This window comes from Streptomyces sp. NPDC088766 (genome assembly GCF_044750845.1).
In the GTDB taxonomy this organism is placed as follows: Bacteria; Actinomycetota; Actinomycetes; order Streptomycetales; family Streptomycetaceae; genus Streptomyces.
Map to the genome: position 1 here is coordinate 111,245 of NZ_JBIVKQ010000006.1, position 17,307 is coordinate 128,551.

Below are 17,307 nucleotides of genomic sequence, written 5' to 3' on the forward strand. Positions count from 1 at the left end.
CTCTCGGCTCAGGACCGCTGATCGTCCTGGATCATCAGCCGCCGCGCGGTGTTTCCTTCTCGACGAGGGTGCGGAAGGTGCGCGGGGGCCGGCCGGTGAGGCGCTGGACGGTGTCGGTGACGCGGTCCTCCGCCCCTTGGGCGATGGCGCGGTCCAGGTCGGCCAGCATGGCGGCGAACTCCGCCGGCATCTGCGCCGCGAGGCGATCGCGCATCTGCTCGCAGGACAGGCGGCGGTGGGTCACGGGCCGACCGGTGACCTCGGTGATGATCGCGGCGATGTCGTCGTAGCCGAGTGCCTCGGGGCCGGTGAGGACGAGGTCGGTGTTGGGGGCCTGTTCGTCGGTCAGGGCGCGGACGGCGACGGCCGCGATGTCCTCGGCGTCGACGAAGGCGACCCGGCCGCTCCCGGTGGCGGTCCGGATGACGCCCTCGTCGCGGATGCTGTCGGCATGGGTGTGGGAGCCGATGAAGTTCTGCATGAACCACGAGGGGCGCAGAACCGCCCACTGCTCGAACAGATCGGGCAGGGCCCGGTGCACCGTCCCCACCGCCGGGCCGCCCTCGGGGACGGCCGAGGAACTGAGCAGCACCGCGCGGCGCACACCGGCGGCGCGGGCCCGACGCAGGAACGGCAGCATCACCGCCGCGGGGTCGGGGTCGCCCACGGGCGGTACGAGGTAGACGCGGTCGATGCCGTCGAGGGCGGCTGCGTGGGTGGCGGGGTCGTACCAGTCGAAGGCGACCGGTTCGGCGTCGGCGACCGGGGTGGCGCGGCGGCCGGCGGCTTTGACGTGGTGACCGGCTGCCGTCAGCTGTGCGGCGGTGCGGCTGCCCGTGGTGCCGGTCGCGCCGATGACCAACACGGTGCCGACGGCGGTCATCGGTTGCTCCCGACGAAAGCGGCGCCCGGTTCCTGGACGGCGAGGGGGTTCCAGTAGTCGCGGTAGGAGGCGATGCGCCCGTCCCGTACGGTCACGACGGCGATGTAGGTCATGTCAAAAGGAGCGCCGCTCGCCGCCAGGCGGCCGACGCCGCGCATCTCGACCACGATGGTCTGCGCGTCGGTGGTCTGATGGATCCGCAGGTCGGGGAAGTCGTGCAGATCGATGTGGTCGGGATAGTGGCGCATGTACGCGGCGACGGCCTCCCTGCCCTGGAGACGCCGGGGCCAGCCGTCGGGGGCGAAGGGGAACTCCATGACGCCGTCCTCGGCCCACAGGTCGACCCACGCGGGAATGTCCTTGTCGAGCAGCAGTCGCAGGCTGTGGCGGAACAACTCCGCCGGGGAAGCGGGTGCGGACATGGGTGCCCTCCAGATCGTAATATGTGGACCTCGGGTCCGCTTTCAAGATACGGACTACGGGTCCGCTTTGCAACTGGAGGAGCAGCATGCCGGAGCGCAACCGCAAGGACGCCATCCGCAACCGGGAGGCCGTACTCGCGGCGGCCGACGCCCTCTTCGCCCGCCGCGAGAGTCCTGAGGACGTCACCATGGCCGACGTCGCGGCAGCGGCCGGCGTCGGCAAGGGCACGCTCTTCCGGGCCTTCGGCGACCGTGCCGGGCTGCTCCGCGCGCTGTACGAGGCACGGCTCGAACCGATCAGGGAGGCGGTCGAGTCCGGCCCGCCGCCCTTGGGCCCCGCGACCCCGCCGCAGGATCGCGTATGCGCCCTGCTCGACGCCGTCCTGTGCTTCAAACTCGACAACCGGCGCCTCGCGCTGGCCTTGGAGGAGGGCGGCGGCGGAAGCCCGTACCGGGCGGAGCACTACGAGCGGTGGCACCGTCTGCTGCAAGCCGTGCTGGAGCGGATCCCCGGACTGACCGACAGCGACTTCACCGCCCACGCCCTGCTCGCCGCCACACGGGCCGACCTCGTCGAGCACCTGGCCGAAGAGGAGGGCGTGCCGAGGGAGAGGCTGCGCGCACAGCTGGCGAACTACGCCACCAGATCACTGGCCTCCGGCCCGCCGCAGAGGTGATCCGTGACCACCGGACCGAGGGACGGGGTGCGCTCCAGGCGTGGCGCAGTCCGTTCGCACAGGCCTGGCCGAACTCGGCGCACCGGCGGCGGACCGTCTCACGGGAGACGAGCACACCGCGCTGCGGCATCAGCTCCTCCACCTCGCGGAAGCTGAGCGGGAAGCGAGAACACAGCCGCACGCAGTGCGAGATCACCTCGGCCGGGTACCGGCGCCCCTTGTACGACGGCGGCACGTTGTCCGCGGACGCCCCCTCCCGGCATGACCGACCAGAAGACCATCCCCCCGGCCGACCAACGTGACAGTGACCGCAGATGGCGTACGCCCTTGCGCACCGGCAAGGTCCAGGCGAAGCCCGCACCCGCCGCCATCGCGGAGCGCAGGAAGTCCGAGCGGATCTCGGCGGGGACGTGCAGCGGCTGGACCTGCAGCGAGAAACCGGAACGGTGGGCGGAGCTCTCCCCGTTCACGAGGACACCGAGCGTGCCGATGGCGGCGAGGACGAGCATGACGTGCCGGGGATGAGCAGGATGTTCGGTGATCGCTGCAGCAGCCAGGCCAGCGCGACGGACATCTGTGTCCCGGTGTGGTCGAGGCCATGCTGATGATCTTTCCGTGTTCATGTGGCCCCGCCGAACCGCGACCCCACCCGCAAAAGCGTGCGGCACACAATTTTGCGGGCGAATTTGCATGGTTCGCGCCTGCCCGGCCGGGTTGGATCGAGGACTGAGGAAGAAGACTCCGGAGCCATCCGGCAGCCGTACTCCGCCGCCCCTCGATCCCGCCGAAAGCCGAGAGGCCCGGCGGGCGGGCCGCCGGCCACTTCCTCCTTGTCCGTCCCGCCAGAGCGCCCTGCCCCGATGCAGCGGCAGGCGCTCGCGCGGGGTCCTCGCCACGCGCCCCGCACTCACGCGGAAGAGCTTTCAGGAGAACTGCCCGATGCGCCTGCATCCGACGTCCGTCATACGCCGAACCGGAAAGCGACTCGTGGTGCTGCTGCTGGCCATGGCCGCGGCCTGCAGCCTGGTGAACGGCGTGGCCGCATCCCGGGCTGACGCCAACACCACCCAGCGGTGGACCGACATCGACTGGTACATGGACGACTACGACTCCGCAGCGCGCCCCAGCCAGGCCTCCGCCAACCAGTCGGCGGCCTACCAGCGCGTGGTGGACCGGATGCGCGAAATCGCCGGCCAGCCAATGGCAGGCCTCTCGAACGCCCAATTCTCGGACACGACGGTCCGTGGGCGTGACACCACCACCAACCGCGTCATCCGGGTGCTGCTCTGGTCCAACCGCGTCACCCCCCGCAACCCCCACGGCCAGACACGGGCCGACGTCGCGCTGTACTACTCCGTCGACAACCTGTACTTCATGGGCTTCTCCGCCCACGGGGTCCACTACCGCCTCAACGCCGACTACACCAGGCGCCTGGCCGAGGAGATGCGGGTCCGCTTCAACACGCCCACCGCTCCCCTGTTCAACACCATCAGCTCCGACGGTGGTTACGCATCGCTGGCCGCGACCCCGGCCTGGCGTGGTGACCAGGCCTACACGGCGGCCAACTTCCTGACCCACTGGGACGCCCTGGAAACCGCCACACCGGCCAACAGGAACTCCAACGCGGTACTTCGGGCCATGGCCTTCTTCATCGGCGCCACCTCCGAGTCCGCCCGCTTCGGCTGGATCGAGAACCGTATCGCCAACGTCCTCATCTACAACCGGGACATGACCGAGCCGGGCAACCCGGCGAACATCGGCCGGTTCGGCACCGACCTGGAGAACAACTGGGACACCCTGTCCGCGGCGGCTCACCGAAGCGCACGAGGGCTGAATACCACCACCGTGGACATCGACGGCCGCCAGTACGCGGACTGGGAGGACATCTACGGCGGCGACGAGTCCGCCAACCCCATCATCGCCCCCTTCCTCGCCATCCAGGGCAGCGGCCTCTGACCCCCACGACGCCACCGCGGCCAGGACCCGATCCGTCACGGACCCGGTCCTGGCCGTCGTGACCGCCCCCAACCCCACCGGAATCCCCCGAAGCGGCCTTGATCAGGGCAGGCGCCCGGACGGACGGCCGAACAGTGGTTCGGCCTGCACACTCGATCAGTTGGCTCAGGCCGTGGTCCGCAGCACAGCCGACTCCGGGAGAGCGGGCAGGAGTCCCCGACGCCTTCGCCCGAGCCGTAGCGGCCGAGCACGGTTGCCGGACTGGTGGCATCCGGGGAGGAGCCGGCCTATGGCGACGTCCGCGCCCAGGTCGCCGCTCTTGCCGCTGACGATGACGTCTCGGCCGACCGGCGCGCCCACAGCAGCGCCCAGCGCGGCCGCGGCGAGCACTGCCACCGGAACAGGCCACACCGTCGACCGGTTCGCGACCACCCGCACCACTGCTGCGGCGGCCGCCACCACACCCCAGAGCTGCAGTTTCTTGCGAGTCTTCTTCAGGCGCCGTCGACGTGCCGTCCTCGTCGTCCGGGTCGTGCGGGCACGGAGGGACCGCTGCGGGGTTGGGTGACAGCGGGGTTGATGCCGCCAGGGCTGCGGGTGGGGTCATGATGGTCTCGTACTCGACGGGGTCGATCGGGCCAGGCGTCTTTGACGCCGGCGTCGGTGACAGGTGCGCTCGATGCAGGTCACGATCGCGATCCGCAGCTCCTGGCGGGTGGCCCAGTACGGCGGTCGAGGACGTTCTTCTGCAGCAGCGCGAAGAAGCTCTCCACGGCCGCGTTGCCGCCGGCCGCACCGACCCGGCCCGTGGAGCCGACCAGGCCGTGACGTGCGAGGACGGACACGAACTTCCGTGAGCGGAACTGCGATCCGCGATCGGAATGAACCATGCATCCGGCGGCCTGGCCGCAACGGGCCACCGCGGATTCAAGGGCTCTCACCGCGAGTCTGGATTTCATCCGGGCGTCGATGGAGCAGCCCACGATGCGGCCCAAGTACACGTCCTTGACGGCACACAGATACAGCTTGTCCTCGCCGATTGCATGTTCGGTGGTGTCCGTCAGCCACAACCGGTTCGGTCCGGCTGCGGTGAACTCCCGCCGGACCAGATCATCATGGACAGGTGTCCCGGCCTCGGCGTTCTTCCCACGGCCCCTGCGCCTGCCGAACACGCTCCACCAGCCGTTGTCCCGGCAGATCCGCCAGGCGGTCCGCTCGGCCGTCGACTCACCGGCGGCCCGGGCCTCGTCGAGCAGGAAGCGGTGGCCGAACTCGGGATCGTCGCGGTGCGCGTCGAACAGAGCGTTGGCCCGGTATGCCCCGGCGAGCTCGGCGTCGGTGACCAGCCTGGTCAGCCACCGGTAACAGGGCTGGCGGGCCGGCCCTGGCACCCGGCACGTCAACGCCACCGGCACCCGGCCAGGGGCAGCGGCGGCAGCCGGCTCGCGGACGAGCGGGTACGTCATTTTGACGGCAGGTTCGCCTGTGACAGATACGCCGCAGCCCTCCGCAGAACCTCGTTCTCCTGCTCCAGCAGCCGGATGCGCTTGCGGGCCTCGTGCAGCCTCGGGGCTCGCTCGGCGAGAAGGTCGACCGTCTCGCTCACGTACCGGCTGACGGTAAAGACGCCGAACCCCGCGGCGACCTGGGCCAGAGTCTCGTTCTTGCGCAGGTGCACCGGAACCAGCAGGGCCTGCCGGAAGCAGCACAGCCTGCGCAGGCGGGAGTTCAGCTCACGCCTTCGGGCGGAGAGGAGCCGGGAAACGTGCTCAACGACCTCGTGCGGGACATCGAGCACGGCTCGATACAGGACCAACAGGGCTCCTGTGTCGAGACGTTGGCGAGTGAGATCACCAGCCGAAACGACCAGGAGCCCTGCCGCGTTACGCCCTCCGACCACCAGCCGTCATCACCCGCGAACCACAGGATGAGAAGCGTTCAGTGCCTTTCACCTGCAAAAGTAATGTCGTGCATACTTTTGCAGGAGAGGTGCGGCATTCCGGCTGGGCCGCACTGAGCAGGGGATTTCCAGACATGGACACCGGTACACCGGCCACCGGCGGCTTCGGCGCACTTTTGCGTGGTCTTCGCACAGGAGCTGGGCTGAGCCAGGAGGAGCTGGCGCTTGCTGCGGGGGTGAGTGTGCGGGCGCTGTCGTACATGGAGCGCGGACGCTCCCGGGGGCCGCAGCGCCGCACCGTGCAGGCGCTGGCTGCAGCCCTGGGCCTGGACGCGGATGGTGCCCGGCAGCTGGAGCACACCGCGAGCCTTGGCCGTCCCCGCAGCGCCCCTGCGACCGACGTCCCGCCACCTGCCGCTGTACCGGATGCTGTCACGCCGACCGGTGCACCCGACCTGCTGCCGCGCGCGCCTCGCGGCTTTCACAGGCGGGCGGTGGAACTGGCCGCTCTGTCGCGTGCTGCCGAAGGCGAGGCGCCCGTCTGTCTGGTCGTCGGGCCCGCCGGGGTCGGGAAGACGGCCCTCGTGCTGCACTGGGCCCACCGCGGCCGTGCCGGATATCCCGACGGGCTGCTCCATGCCGACCTACGCGGCTTCGGCGACACGGGCGAGCCGACCTTCGCAGAGGTGCTGCGCGAGTTCCTGTCGGCGCTGGGTGTGCCGCACGGCCGGATACCGCAGTCGGCGAACGGCGCGGCCGCGCTGTTCCGGTCGCTCACTGCCGACCGTCGGCTCCTCGTGGTACTCGACAACGCTCGGGACTCCGCGCAGGTAAGGCCGCTCCTTCCAGGCGGTCGCCGCTGCGTGACCGTCGTCACGAGCCGGCACCGGCTGCCGGGGCTCATCGTCACCGACACGGCCCGGCCCGTTGCCGTGGACGTGTTCGATCCGCAGGACGCCACGATGCTCCTCGCGGAGGTGCTCGGAGAGAAACGGGTGCTCGCAGAGCCGGCAGCCGCACGACGGCTGGCCGAGCTGTGCGGCGGGCTGCCCCTCGCGCTGCGGGTGGCAGCCGCCCGCCTGGCGCAACGGCCCTCCTGGTCGCTGGCCGCGATGGCCGCCGAGCTGTCCGACGAGAGCCGCCGGCTGAGCCTGCTGGACGTGGAGGACACCGGCGTACGAGCGGCGTTACGGCTGACGCTGCAACAGCTCCCGCGGGAGGTCTCCGATCTCTTCGCCCATCTCGGCCGCCACCCCGGTACGCACGTCGACCGGTACGCGGCGGCGGCCCTGGCGGGCACGGACCCGGGCGCCGCCGAAGCGTCCTTGGAGCGACTGGCCGTCGCGCACCTCGTCACGGAGACGGCGCCCGGCCGTTGGACGATGCACGATCTCGTGCGGCTCTACGCACGCAGCCTGGACACCGGGCCCGACGCGCTCACGCGCGTGCTCGACCACTACATCGCCACGGCCCTCGCGGCGATCGCTGCGGCCGAGCCCGGCAACGAGGACTGCTTCCCGCTGCCTGCGGACTACCTCCCGCCCGCCGCCGTACGGGAGTTCACCGACCGGTCCGCCGCCGTGGCCTGGTACACGACCGAGAGGAACGACCTCACGCAGGCGGTGTCCGCAGCGCACGCCGCCGGACTGCACGACAGGACCTGGCGCATCGTCATGACGCTGTGGCCGCTGATGGTGTGGCGTGTCCGCGACGGCTGGGCCCCGCTCCTGGAGACCGGCCTCGAGGCGGCCCGAGCCGACGCCGACCAGTACGGCGAGGCGCGGGTTTTGAACGTACTCGGCTGGGTGCTCACCGAGGAAGGACGCATCGCGGAGGCGCTCACCCGTCTGGAAGCCGCCTCCGCGCTCGCCTCGTGGGCAGGCGACACGGTCGCCGAGGCGAACGCCCTGATCGCCCTGGCCATGGCACAAGCGGCGCTCGGCAGCCTGGACGACGCTGCGCAGGGATGCGAACGGGCGGTGGAGCTGGCGCGGAAGGCCGGTGACCGGGTCCTCGAGAGACTGGCCATGCAGCACCTCGCCCGCCACCGGGCCGACGCCGGCAGATGGCGCGAAGCCCTCGACACCACGACCGAGGCCCTGGCCTTCGACGACTGCTCGGCCACTGCCGACATTCCTCGGATCCTGCTCCTCGTCGTGAGGGGAGAGGCCCTGTTCGGGCTCGGCAACAAGACCGAGGGCATCGCCCAACTCGACATGGTGGCCCGAGAGGCGGAATCGTCCGGCAACGAGGACGGCGCAGTACGAGCCCTCGGCGCGCTGCTGCGCGTATCCCCGAACGCGGCCCTCCGAACACGCTACGACGCGGCACTCGCCCGTCTCACGACGCGCACCTGAAACCGGGCAGGTCTTCGCCGGGCTCGACGCACTCGGCGTGGTCGTCCCAGCCGTAGTGGCTGCGGTGTGCTGTGAAGCAGGCCCTCCCGGTGCTCACCCGGACGCGGAGCGCCTCGAGGTGAAGGGTCTGCCCGGTGGTGCCCGCGGTCACCCCTGACGGATACCCCGGCATCGGCAGCGCGGCCCCGCCGGTACAGCGGCAACCGCGCCGGTGCAGCACATCCGAGGCCCGGCAGAAGAACACCGACCGTATTTTTGCAGGTGGAATTGCCTGGGACCGTACCCGTCCACCGTGATCGACTGGGCCTGCCGCAGAGGCGCTGCCCCGCACCGGCGGACAACCCCACCGCCGACGCACAGCGTCCCCGCCTGGCCCCTCTCGGTGGTCCAGGAACGAAAAGCGGGAAATGTCGAGCAGAGCGAAAGGTAAGAGCGAACATGAAGCAGAAGATCACTTCGCTTGCCGGTGCCATGGCCATGGCCGGTGGCGTCGTCATCGCGGCCGTGGCCGCGGCCACCGGCCAGGCGTCCGAGGCGGACCACGGACGGCCCGTTTCCGCCCCCACCCCGCACGCGACCGTGGTCTTCGGTCACCAGCTGTCCGATTCCGAGCTCGCCGCGCCGCTCGGCGAGTGGGGCGTGGGTCGGCGGACGCCTCGCGCCTAGGTCCTGTCTCTTTGGCCAGCGTCATGTCCAGATCAGGACGGCCACGAGGTGGAGAGTCTGCTGTCAGCCCCGCGTGCCTGCCCGAACGGGCCGGTCGCACGTCCGAAGGAGAAAGTCATGCTGGTCCGTAAGTTCAAGGCAGCCGTGATTGCGGCCGCCGCGGTCGCGAGTGTCTCGGTGGTGGCCACGCCGGCCGAGGCGAGTAACTGCTCGCGCGGAGGCGGCGTCTACCTCTGCGAGTACGGCGTGACCAGCCACAAGCTGCCCGACGGTACGAAGCAGGAATTCGCCGTCGGTACCGACCGTGCGGTGTGGACCCGCTGGACCGACTCCGACGGGGACTGGTCGGGATGGATGTCCATGGGCGGAAAGGCATGGAGCACGGCGCGCGCCTACGACTACGACACCAGCGATCCCTGGACCTTCAGGGTGTTCTATTACGACCAGACCGCAGAGTACTGGGGCCGCAACCGTGATCACGACGGCAACTGGTCTCCGTGGACCCGCTACGATCTCCCGCTCAACGGCTGATCACCGCGCGCCCGGGCCGTACGGCCCCATCACCCCGGCCGGGTCTCCCTCACCTCGTTCGACGGCCTCCACGGGTGGAAGTGCTCACTGAGGTTTTCGGGGTGGGGTCGGTGGTGCGAGGGTCAGGCCGGTGGTGGTGAGGCAGCCGTCGGTCAGGTGGGGGCGGAGCTGGATGCTGCGTAGCTCCCGGCGGAGGACACGGTCGAGGTCGTCGGGTGTGTCGAAGGCGGTGCCGGCCATGGCCCGGCGTACGAGTGACCGGAGGGCCTCGACGGGTTCAGGTCGGGTGCATACGGCGAATGAAACTGACCACAGCTGACCGACACTCATCCCCCCTGACAAAACACCAGTTCAGCACGCAGCCCAAGCCCTCGTTCCCCCGTCACCGAGCCGTAGCGGCCCAGCCTGAGGCCACCAGGCACCAGGCACCAAACTGATCAGCCCAGGCCAACCCCATGACCCACTGATCAGAAAGACCGCTCCTGGACATGGACGCCAGAGCGGACGTGCGCCACCTCTGGCGGCCCGGGCTGCTCGATGCGCTCGGTGTGTTGCCGGCCGAGCGCGCCGGGTGGTGTGACGCACGAAGTGCCTCACACCCTGGGCCCGCCCACGTAGGCGCTCCCATCCCCTGGCACGGTTTCACCGTCCTCACGACGGCACCGGAGCGTTTCGCGGAAGTCGGGCGAGTTCGCTTCGTGGTTTTGACGGAGGTGTATGAGACCCGGCTGCCGGATGTCACCGAGGCCCTCACCTCGCCCACCAGCCGGGCCGAGCTCCTCGACGGCGCCGGCCGATCCGATCCGCTCATGCAGGACGCGCTGGAGACCGTCCTCGACCGCGGCGACTTCGTCCCGTCGGTCCCGGACCCTCAGCCCGCAGCCCGGCCGGCCGATGCGCCCCTCACCTCCCTCCCGACAGACCCGGCCCTCGTCACCGAGCTGATCGAACGCAACGAGGCGTCCCTCGCCGACCTGGAACGCGGCATCCGGGACAAGACCGGACCGGCGCTGTTCGACTTCCTGCTGGAGGCGTTCGAGGAGCACAAGCGCATCCTCAGGGACCCGCTGAGCATGCAGGCGATCATGGCGGGGATGGAGTCCACGTGGTGGCTCAACGACAAACTGGGGGATTGGCTCGGCGAGAAGAACGCGACGGCGACACGTCCGTCAAGGTCGCCGGCACCACCGGCACCTCACAGACCATCACCTCACTCCAGTCCGACACCACGTACACCTTCACGGTCAAAGCCCGGGACGCCGCCGGCAACCTCTCACCGGGCTCCCCCACCGCCACCGTGCGCACGGCGGCCAGGCCCGGCACCCTAGGGTGCGGCACTGACAACGGGCCGGGCTCAGTGATGCTGATGGCGATGTTGCACTGACCGGCTGCGGCGGCCGACGACGGCCTGACCAACATCACCGCCTGTTCGCCTTCCCTCCCCGACAGCGCGGCCGCCGTCGAGCTCGGCGAACGCCTCACCGCCCACGCCTGAGACGCCCGGGGAGCACCGCCCGGGAGACCGGCGACCCCGCCCGCGGGGAAGACCTGATCCACCCGGAACGTCGGCCGGACGGCCGGTGCCGTTCGTCAGGCCCGCCGGCACCGGCCGCCCGTTCCGGGCAGCGTCTGCAGCAGGGGTGCAGGGGGGGGAGCGCCACAGTCGTCCGCGACGGCATCACCGGGGGGATCGCCCTGCCCGCGGTGGGCGTCGTCCTGGGCGGCGTCAGCGTCAGCGCGATGCGGAAAGGGGTGCCGTTCCGCACCGACCGGGGATGGTACCGCTGGTACCGTTGGTGCCATGTCGGATCCCAAGGCGATGAATCTGCGTTTCCCCGACCCCGCGCAGCGGGCGGCCATCGCGGCGGCCGCCAAGCAGGCGGGGGTGAGCATGCAGGAGTACATCCTCTCGGCCGCCTACGAGCGGGCGACCGCGGTGGAGCAGCGGTTCCTGGAGGGCTTCAAGGCGTCCATGGCCCGCAGTGGCGCGGCGTTCGCGGCCGAGTCCGGCAGTATCGACGCGAGCGCGGAGCAGCGGGCGAGGGAGCGGGAGGCGCTGCGGGAGCTTGAGCAGCGGGAGCGGGGCCACGCCGCGTGAGCGAGCACGAACTGCACCCGCTCGACGTGACGTTCCTGCTGCACGCCGCCGAGCTGCTCGAGGGCGATCCCCAGGTTGATGATCTGGGGCCGCTGTATGCGGCGGTCGCCCGGGTCAACGCCCGGGCGATGGAGCGCGACGTCTACGGTTCGCCGTATCTGAAGGCCGCCGCTCTGTTGCAGACCCTGGCGAAGCTGCCGTGCCTGGAACACTCGAACGAGGCCTTCGCCTGGCACGCGGCCGAGGCCTACCTGCTCCTCAACGAGCGGGCCCTGGACTATCCGCCCAAGGAAGCTGTCGTGCTGGTACGCGACGCCGCCACCGGAGCGCTCGGCGTCGCCCGGATCGCCCGGCAACTGCGCGACTGGACCACTGCCTGACCCGGTACGGGACCACCCGCAGGGGCAGGAGGGCGAGAGGCAGGACGCCTGTGGCAGGGCGGTGAATTCAGGTGCCCCGCAGGGGGTTAGGCCAGGTGGGAAGGGCGCGCCACATCCGCCAAGACGCGGGCGCACTTGTCATGCCGGGACGAAGCGGCAGCGGTCCGGCTGGAGTTCGCGCTCGACCGGGCGCCCTGGTGCGGGGCCGGTGAGCCGGCGCAGGGTGGCCGCCGCCGACGGGGTGTGGGTGCAGCAGGCGCCTGGCCGGTCAAGGACGAGGACCTGGTCGCTGTGCTCGGCCATCCCGGCCGGCAGGTGCGCGGCGGTGACGGGTTCGTCCGGGTGCTCGGTGACCACCCTCGAGGTGACCAGGACGGCCAGGTGGTACTCCCAGGCCAGGAAGTGAAGCTCCGCCATGGTCGCGGCAGTGTCGGGGCCGTCGTCTGTGAGCCTGCTGAAGTGGCCTACGGAATCGACGATCCACAGCTTGAGCGTTCGGTCGGTGCCCGCTGCGGCCGGCAGTCCCCGGCGGAGGCTGTCACGTGCGCTGCTGCTCACGCGTACCCCGTGAAGGGCCAGGGGCAGGTCCTTTGAGATGAAGAGAGGGAGAGCAGGCGGTTCCTGCCCACGTCCGCCGCGCCCCGGAGCCCTTGCCTCTCCCCCGCACTGTCGGGTGGAGCGAGCCGACTGCGCCAGGAGATGATCCCGTGCGTGGCGGAAGAGACGGGTACGGATGCGGATGACGCCTTCGAGGCCCAGCTCGGCCATCAGCCGCTCGACGGTGCAGCGGGCCACGTGAACGCCCTTGCGTCGTAGTGCGCGGGTGATCCGGCGGACGCCATGGGTGCCGCCGGAGTCGGCATGGACCTGTTCGATCAGCGGCATGAGCTGCTCGTCACGCAGCCGTCGGGCCGACTTCGGCCGCTTCCTGCGCGCGTAGTACGCCGACTCGGACAGCCCCAGCACCCGGCAGGCGAACCCGACCCCGAGGGCCTTGTCCCTGAGGTGCTCGATCACCTGGTCGGCCTCGTCCGGGGACGGTCGAGTTCCGCCGCAAAAAACGCGCTCGCGGCCTTCAGGATCTCGTTCGCCCGCCTCAACTCGGCTACTTCTTTACGGAGTTGCTTCAGCTCTTCCCGCTCGGCAGTGGTCAGCCGGTCGTCGCGTTCGCCGGCGTCCGCCTCGGCCTGACGGACCCAGCCGCGCAGGGCCTCCTTGTGGATGCCCAGATCCTTCGCGACATGAGCGATCGGACGGCCGGTCGTGCGGACCTCACGGACGGCCCGCTCACGGAGCTCGTCCGGGTACTTACGTGGTGCTGGCACTGCTCGTGGTTCTCCTTCGGGCCAGGATCATAAGCCTGGCTTCAGAAACTCCACGAAACCGGGGTCAGCTCAGCGCGTAGGCGACGCGGAGCTTCGAAGGACGCGCTTTCCGGCCCCGAAGTGGCGGTCCATGGCTTGCCCCGGGCAGTACCGGAAGGTGTGGCGGTCCATGTCGTCTCGCATGAGTGATGGGTACCGGTACGGCGGTGTACCGCAGGTACGGCGCGCGGAGGTCGTCGCCCGGACGGAGTTTTGACGCCGGCAGACCGGCCCTACCGGTGGTTGTCAAGGCGTGAGGAAGCGGGCGTTGTCCGGCAACTGGTGGCGGAACCGGTCCGGAATCGAGCCCATCAGCCACAGCCAGGGCGCGTTCCGTACGATCTCGTCCTCGAGCAGGACGTACGGGCGGTCGGTGCGGCTGGTGTGGCCGGTCTCGCGCGGGTGCCCTTGTTCCTGGGTCCATGTCAGGTAGTGCCGTCCGTCGATGCGCAGGACGCGCCGGCCGTCGGGGTCCTGGTCGCCGAGCGCGCGGTAGCCCACGCACGTCAGCCAGAAGTCGCACGAGCGGCACACCCGCCAGCGCGCCATCCGCTCGCCCACGCCTGCGATCTCCGCCGCCGACCCCTTGCCCGGGCACAGCTTGCAGTCGAACACCTCATACTGCACCTGCGGGTACGCCCCCCATCGAATCACCGCTCGTCCTTCCTCCGTGCCCGGCCGTCAGCACCCTCGAGGGGACGGCCAGCGTTCCGTGGTGGACACGGTAACCGGCTCGATCGCCCGAAGTGACGTCGTCCCACTCGATGCCGCCGCCCGCGGGGACCAGCCAGGCCACCGGAGGACGCCGCACAGGCGCACCTGCGGCTCATCCAGAACACCGCCCGCACCGCCGGTGAGGAGCAGCGCGTGCGGCTGGCCGCCGTCGGCAGCGAAGCGGCCAGTCTCGCCGGACGGCTGGCCTGGTCGCCTTGGCCGGAAGCGGACGGCGCTCGGGGCGGACTCGGTGTCCACGTCGCCGGATCTCCGCGAGGCCGTCGCCCGGCTGTCGGCCGGAGGTGAATGCCGCTGATGCCCTACGGGGAGCTGCTGACCGGCAGCACGAGGCTCCACCGCATGGCGGTGTTCCGGGTGCAGCACTGCCTGCGGCACGAGTCGGCAAGGGTCCCCGGGTATCCGAGACCGCGGTCGACCCGACGGCTGCTATCCGGCCGGCTGCAGTGCCCAGTAGTGCGGTTCGATGGAAGCCCGCCTCACCACGATCCGGCCGGTCACGCCGGGATCGTCCACGATCTTTCCGTACGAGGGGGAGAGGTCGCCGGGCGTGTGCTCGATGTCGGCCCACACCACGCTGCCGGGCCCGTCGGAGCCGTAGGAGACGGTCCACTCGGTGTATCGGTCACCGCAGCTGGTGACCGACACGCTGTACTGCGACGTCACCTTCAGGCAAGTGCGCGGGTCCGAGCCCGACGGGGAGACCTCCATCATTCCGTCGGGGCGGCGCAGCACCTGCCAGTTCGCCGAGGTGGACGCGGTCTCCGTGCAGTCGCCCAGCGACACCACGCCGATACTCGCGTGTGTCTTGGGCCAGACCAGACACTTGCCGTCCGTGAGAGCCGCGAACCGGTAGACCCCGTCGACGAGCGGGGCGGCGTGGGCGGGTTGGGCGAGTGCCGCAGTGGCCGCGAGCGCGGCGGCCGTGACGGCGATGACGCGTGAACGCATAGGGGTGGGACTCCTCGAACAGCCGTGGTCGATCCGATCGCACGGCACCGGCGCGGTGGAGGGCAGCTGCCGCCGGAGACGGCGGCGGCACTGATCTTGGAACACCGGTTCGTCCGGCGGCGGCTTTCGGCGGCCGCTGCCACTCGTCTGGCCGAGCCGTGTCATCCGATGGCGTGGCGCGGGATGCGGCCTCGCCGGCTGCGGCCGGTGCCCCCGTGAACTCGGGCTGATCAGCCGCGACGAGGTGATCACCGCGCTTCACGAGTTCCCTGTTGTGCTCGGGCCTGGACGTCCCCTGGCTGCCGGTTCCGGCAGGGAACCAGGGGGCGAAGGAGGTGCCTCGTCGTCAGCCGGCGGGACGTGATCTACTGACCCGTTGGTCGGCCGAATGCCCTGCGGTTCGCCTCGCCCTCGCCGGCCTCGCCGTCGTCTTCCCAGCAGAGCGCACCCTGCGCGCCCTGACACCGCGCCTGAAGACCTTCCTCCACCAGCTCGGCCAGATGCTGTCCAAGGCCGGAGCCGCACTCACCGCGCCACGCGCCCAGCAGTGACGGCATCGCGTGCACGACAAGCGACGCGCCACGCGTCGCTCACGCTGCTATTTCCCCTGAACATTCACTGACCCCAAGATCCACGGCTGCCGCCCGGACCGGCCAAGAAACGCTGCCCTGGAAGTGAACAAAGCCACCCAGCCGATGACGGTGGCCGCGGTACGGGCAATGCGCACATCGATAGTCTTCGCGGGGCCGTGCGCGTCGGCGCGCCCGGCCGTGGAGGTGGCCGGGCGCGCCGGTGCTTCATGCGTGCGCGCGGGTGGGGCGGTCAGCCGTCACCGGCGTGGTGGTGGGTGGCGGTGGTCGGTGGCGGCCGCCGCGGGGGTGGCCCCAGCAGGTGGAACTACGCAACTTGCAAAGGGAATTGGCTTGGGGGTTCTGCAGGGGGGAGGTGTCGGTGGGCACGGTTACAGTGCCGGTCATGTCTGGTGGTCTTCAGGATGGCGGGTGGGGCGGGAAGCGGGCCCGGGCGGACGGGCTGCTGACGGATCCGGGGTTGCCGCTGGGCTTCGTGCGAGGCGGGTCGGCCACTTCTGCGGGATGTCCGTCGGGCGATGCGCCTGGTCATGAGCGTGACCGGAGGAGCCGATGAGCGATCCGGGCCGCTACGTCGAGGCGCTGTTCGATGACGACGTCCCCATGCCGGCGGGCATGGGGCAGGCATGGACGCCCGAGTTTCATGGTGCGGTGATGGCCCGGCTACGGGCCGGGTCCGGGCCGAGGACGTGCAGCGTCTACAAGTACGTTTCCGGTATCCACAAGACGCCGGGGACGTACAGGTCGGGACGGCAAACCGAGTTGCGCAACGACCGGGAGGTCATGGAGGCCACCGATTTCTGGGTGGGACGCCGGGTGGAAGGGACCGATTCCAAGCTGGCCGCGAGCATCCTCGAACACGGGGTCGAGGCCGCGGTGCGTCAGTACGACCGGGGCCGGGCGGCCGCGTGGTATGCGCTGTGGCGTCGGTGCAAGACCGGCCGGCCGCTTCGCAAGCACCGGGGGTTCCACACGTTCACGGAAGGCGGCGTCGACGACTGCCCGGACTGCGTTCGCGACATGGACCGGCTCGCCAGTGGCGCTTTCGACCGGGCCGCCGCCGAGTTGCTCGACGCGGGTGGTCCCGCCGCCGAGTGGCCGGAGCAGGCGGTCAGGCAGGTCGCGTGGGTCACCGCACAGCACCATCCGCACTCCCGGCTGTTCGCCCGGCGCGGCGCCATCTGGTACATCGACCTGTTTCGCGCAAGTGTGGTCGTGTTCGACGGCCGGTCCATCGCCGCCTCGCCCGTGCCGTTCACCCTGGATCCCGAAAGCGACGTCGATTTCGTCGCCGACGCGACCAGATGCGACCAGCAGATCGTGGCCTTCTCCGGCAAGCACAACTACCGGGCGGCGCAGCGCTACGGGCGCCACGTGCTGCTCGTTGAGGGCACCTACTACACGTCCCGTGGTCAGGCCGAGATGAACTACTCGGTTTGGCTGTCCCCGCCGACGACGGAGGAAGCGGCCGGTCTGGTCGAGGACTTCGCCGCCTCACTACCGCGGTCGTTCCGGCGGGTTCCGGTCTGGTCGGCCCCCGAACGCGGCTCCGTCATGCGCGAGTACAGCGGCGAGTACGCCGTCGGAGTGTGGGGCAGCAACTGGACGACGGGACTCCAGGGCGCCCGTCTCGACCACGAGTTCGCCGGCGAGGAGGAAGCGATCGCCGCGCTGGAGGCGCAAGAACTCGACTGGCTCAGAGCCGGAAAGGTACTCACCAACCTCTACCTGCGAATGCCCGAACCGAAACCCGACCAGAACGACACCAACAGATCATGCTGATCGCCGAGCCCTGCGCAG

The 17,307-nt window shown here is 70.3% G+C and carries 20 protein-coding genes and 2 pseudogenes; 12 read left to right on the forward strand and 10 right to left on the reverse strand.

Annotated elements, in window-relative coordinates:
- Positions 1-34: 34 nt before the first annotated feature.
- Entirely contained in the window at positions 35-883 is an 849-nt protein-coding gene (locus ACIP5W_RS10985) for an NAD(P)H-binding protein (RefSeq protein WP_401470018.1), read from the reverse strand.
- Complete coding sequence (locus tag ACIP5W_RS10990; RefSeq protein WP_401470021.1) at positions 880-1,305, reverse strand: nuclear transport factor 2 family protein; 426 nt, start codon at positions 1,303-1,305, stop codon at positions 880-882. The genes ACIP5W_RS10985 and ACIP5W_RS10990 overlap by 4 nt, the downstream gene beginning before the upstream one ends.
- Before the next feature lie 86 nt (positions 1,306-1,391).
- On the opposite strand from ACIP5W_RS10990, the gene ACIP5W_RS10995 reads away from it, so the two are divergent.
- The 3 genes from ACIP5W_RS10995 (at position 1,392) to ACIP5W_RS11005 (ending at position 3,938) form a co-directional block, all read left to right on the forward strand.
- Positions 1,392-1,982, forward strand: coding sequence for a TetR/AcrR family transcriptional regulator (locus tag ACIP5W_RS10995; RefSeq protein WP_401470024.1), 591 nt, complete (start codon positions 1,392-1,394; stop codon positions 1,980-1,982).
- 261 nt (positions 1,983-2,243) lie between these two features.
- Positions 2,244-2,507: a hypothetical protein gene (locus ACIP5W_RS11000; RefSeq protein WP_401470027.1), complete on the forward strand. Its 264-nt coding sequence runs from the start codon at positions 2,244-2,246 to the stop codon at positions 2,505-2,507.
- A gap of 414 nt (positions 2,508-2,921) precedes the next feature.
- Positions 2,922-3,938 (forward strand): ribosome-inactivating family protein, encoded by a 1,017-nt coding sequence (locus tag ACIP5W_RS11005; RefSeq protein WP_401470030.1) that lies wholly within the window; start codon positions 2,922-2,924, stop codon positions 3,936-3,938.
- A gap of 165 nt (positions 3,939-4,103) precedes the next feature.
- On the opposite strand, the gene ACIP5W_RS11010 is transcribed toward ACIP5W_RS11005, so the two are convergent.
- Positions 4,104-4,334 (reverse strand): hypothetical protein, encoded by a 231-nt coding sequence (locus ACIP5W_RS11010; protein ID WP_401470472.1) that lies wholly within the window; start codon positions 4,332-4,334, stop codon positions 4,104-4,106.
- 211 nt (positions 4,335-4,545) lie between these two features.
- Positions 4,546-5,658 (reverse strand): annotated as a pseudogene (locus ACIP5W_RS11015) (IS3 family transposase); the annotation flags it as partial.
- 314 nt (positions 5,659-5,972) lie between these two features.
- On the opposite strand from ACIP5W_RS11015, the pseudogene ACIP5W_RS11020 reads away from it, so the two are divergent.
- From ACIP5W_RS11020 to ACIP5W_RS11035, 4 genes and pseudogenes are all read left to right on the forward strand, one after another.
- Positions 5,973-6,125, forward strand: a pseudogene (locus ACIP5W_RS11020) (helix-turn-helix domain-containing protein); the annotation flags it as partial.
- A 207-nt stretch (positions 6,126-6,332) separates the two neighbouring features.
- A complete protein-coding gene (locus ACIP5W_RS11025; protein ID WP_401470454.1) occupies positions 6,333-8,195 on the forward strand; it encodes an NB-ARC domain-containing protein in 1,863 nt (620 codons plus the stop codon).
- A gap of 438 nt (positions 8,196-8,633) precedes the next feature.
- Entirely contained in the window at positions 8,634-8,861 is a 228-nt protein-coding gene (locus ACIP5W_RS11030; protein WP_401470033.1) for a hypothetical protein, read from the forward strand.
- 117 nt (positions 8,862-8,978) lie between these two features.
- On the forward strand, positions 8,979-9,392 hold the full coding sequence (locus ACIP5W_RS11035; RefSeq protein WP_401470036.1) for a hypothetical protein: 414 nt from the start codon (positions 8,979-8,981) through the stop codon (positions 9,390-9,392).
- Between the two features lie 84 nt (positions 9,393-9,476).
- Here the strand turns inward: ACIP5W_RS11035 and ACIP5W_RS11040 are convergent, their stop codons facing one another.
- Together ACIP5W_RS11040 and ACIP5W_RS11045 are read right to left on the reverse strand one after the other, a co-directional pair.
- Entirely contained in the window at positions 9,477-9,632 is a 156-nt protein-coding gene (locus tag ACIP5W_RS11040) for a hypothetical protein (protein ID WP_401470038.1), read from the reverse strand.
- Between the two features lie 353 nt (positions 9,633-9,985).
- Positions 9,986-10,438: a hypothetical protein gene (locus tag ACIP5W_RS11045; protein ID WP_401470041.1), complete on the reverse strand. Its 453-nt coding sequence runs from the start codon at positions 10,436-10,438 to the stop codon at positions 9,986-9,988.
- 86 nt (positions 10,439-10,524) lie between these two features.
- Between ACIP5W_RS11045 and ACIP5W_RS11050 the strand changes: the two genes are divergently transcribed.
- From ACIP5W_RS11050 to ACIP5W_RS11060, 3 genes are all read left to right on the forward strand, one after another.
- Complete coding sequence (locus ACIP5W_RS11050) at positions 10,525-10,776, forward strand: fibronectin type III domain-containing protein (RefSeq protein WP_401470044.1); 252 nt, start codon at positions 10,525-10,527, stop codon at positions 10,774-10,776.
- Positions 10,777-11,193: 417 nt separating this feature from the next.
- Positions 11,194-11,490, forward strand: coding sequence for a DUF1778 domain-containing protein (locus ACIP5W_RS11055; protein WP_401470047.1), 297 nt, complete (start codon positions 11,194-11,196; stop codon positions 11,488-11,490).
- Positions 11,487-11,870, forward strand: coding sequence for a fic family toxin-antitoxin system, toxin component (locus ACIP5W_RS11060; protein ID WP_401470050.1), 384 nt, complete (start codon positions 11,487-11,489; stop codon positions 11,868-11,870). The genes ACIP5W_RS11055 and ACIP5W_RS11060 overlap by 4 nt, the downstream gene beginning before the upstream one ends.
- A 138-nt stretch (positions 11,871-12,008) precedes the next feature.
- On the opposite strand, the gene ACIP5W_RS11065 is transcribed toward ACIP5W_RS11060, so the two are convergent.
- The 4 genes from ACIP5W_RS11065 to ACIP5W_RS11080 all read right to left on the reverse strand — a co-directional run bounded on the left by ACIP5W_RS11065 (position 12,009) and on the right by ACIP5W_RS11080 (position 14,917).
- The gene (locus ACIP5W_RS11065; RefSeq protein ID WP_401470053.1) at positions 12,009-12,887 is read right to left on the reverse strand and encodes an IS3 family transposase; all 879 of its coding nucleotides are present in this window, start codon (positions 12,885-12,887) and stop codon (positions 12,009-12,011) included.
- A complete protein-coding gene (locus ACIP5W_RS11070) occupies positions 12,884-13,195 on the reverse strand; it encodes a transposase (protein ID WP_401470056.1) in 312 nt (103 codons plus the stop codon). Before ACIP5W_RS11070 ends, ACIP5W_RS11065 begins: the two co-directional genes overlap by 4 nt.
- A gap of 285 nt (positions 13,196-13,480) precedes the next feature.
- Positions 13,481-13,888 (reverse strand): hypothetical protein, encoded by a 408-nt coding sequence (locus tag ACIP5W_RS11075; RefSeq protein WP_401470059.1) that lies wholly within the window; start codon positions 13,886-13,888, stop codon positions 13,481-13,483.
- Between the two features lie 507 nt (positions 13,889-14,395).
- Positions 14,396-14,917 carry a hypothetical protein gene (locus ACIP5W_RS11080; protein ID WP_401470062.1) on the reverse strand — a complete coding sequence of 174 codons (522 nt, stop codon included), beginning with the start codon at positions 14,915-14,917 and terminating at the stop codon, positions 14,396-14,398.
- 335 nt (positions 14,918-15,252) lie between these two features.
- On the opposite strand from ACIP5W_RS11080, the gene ACIP5W_RS11085 reads away from it, so the two are divergent.
- Positions 15,253-15,468, forward strand: a complete 216-nt coding sequence (locus tag ACIP5W_RS11085) for a hypothetical protein (RefSeq protein WP_401470065.1) — start codon at positions 15,253-15,255, stop codon at positions 15,466-15,468.
- Between the two features lie 591 nt (positions 15,469-16,059).
- A complete protein-coding gene (locus tag ACIP5W_RS11090; protein ID WP_401470068.1) occupies positions 16,060-17,289 on the forward strand; it encodes a hypothetical protein in 1,230 nt (409 codons plus the stop codon).
- The last annotated feature ends 18 nt before the right edge of the window (positions 17,290-17,307 follow it).

Excerpts from the sequence above, each read along its gene's own strand:
- ACIP5W_RS10985 (WP_401470018.1), bottom strand. The coding sequence starts at position 883 with ATGACCGCCGTCGGCACCGTGTTGGTCATCGGCGCGACCGGCACCACG.
- ACIP5W_RS10990 (WP_401470021.1), bottom strand. The coding sequence starts at position 1,305 with ATGTCCGCACCCGCTTCCCCGGCGGAGTTGTTCCGCCACAGCCTGCGA.
- ACIP5W_RS10995 (WP_401470024.1), top strand. The coding sequence starts at position 1,392 with ATGCCGGAGCGCAACCGCAAGGACGCCATCCGCAACCGGGAGGCCGTA.
- ACIP5W_RS11000 (WP_401470027.1), top strand. The coding sequence starts at position 2,244 with ATGACCGACCAGAAGACCATCCCCCCGGCCGACCAACGTGACAGTGAC.
- ACIP5W_RS11005 (WP_401470030.1), top strand. The coding sequence starts at position 2,922 with ATGCGCCTGCATCCGACGTCCGTCATACGCCGAACCGGAAAGCGACTC.
- ACIP5W_RS11030 (WP_401470033.1), top strand. The coding sequence starts at position 8,634 with ATGAAGCAGAAGATCACTTCGCTTGCCGGTGCCATGGCCATGGCCGGT.
- ACIP5W_RS11035 (WP_401470036.1), top strand. The coding sequence starts at position 8,979 with ATGCTGGTCCGTAAGTTCAAGGCAGCCGTGATTGCGGCCGCCGCGGTC.
- ACIP5W_RS11040 (WP_401470038.1), bottom strand. The coding sequence starts at position 9,632 with ATGGCCGGCACCGCCTTCGACACACCCGACGACCTCGACCGTGTCCTC.
- ACIP5W_RS11055 (WP_401470047.1), top strand. The coding sequence starts at position 11,194 with ATGTCGGATCCCAAGGCGATGAATCTGCGTTTCCCCGACCCCGCGCAG.
- ACIP5W_RS11080 (WP_401470062.1), bottom strand. The coding sequence starts at position 14,917 with ATGCGTTCACGCGTCATCGCCGTCACGGCCGCCGCGCTCGCGGCCACT.
- ACIP5W_RS11090 (WP_401470068.1), top strand. The coding sequence starts at position 16,060 with ATGAGCGATCCGGGCCGCTACGTCGAGGCGCTGTTCGATGACGACGTC.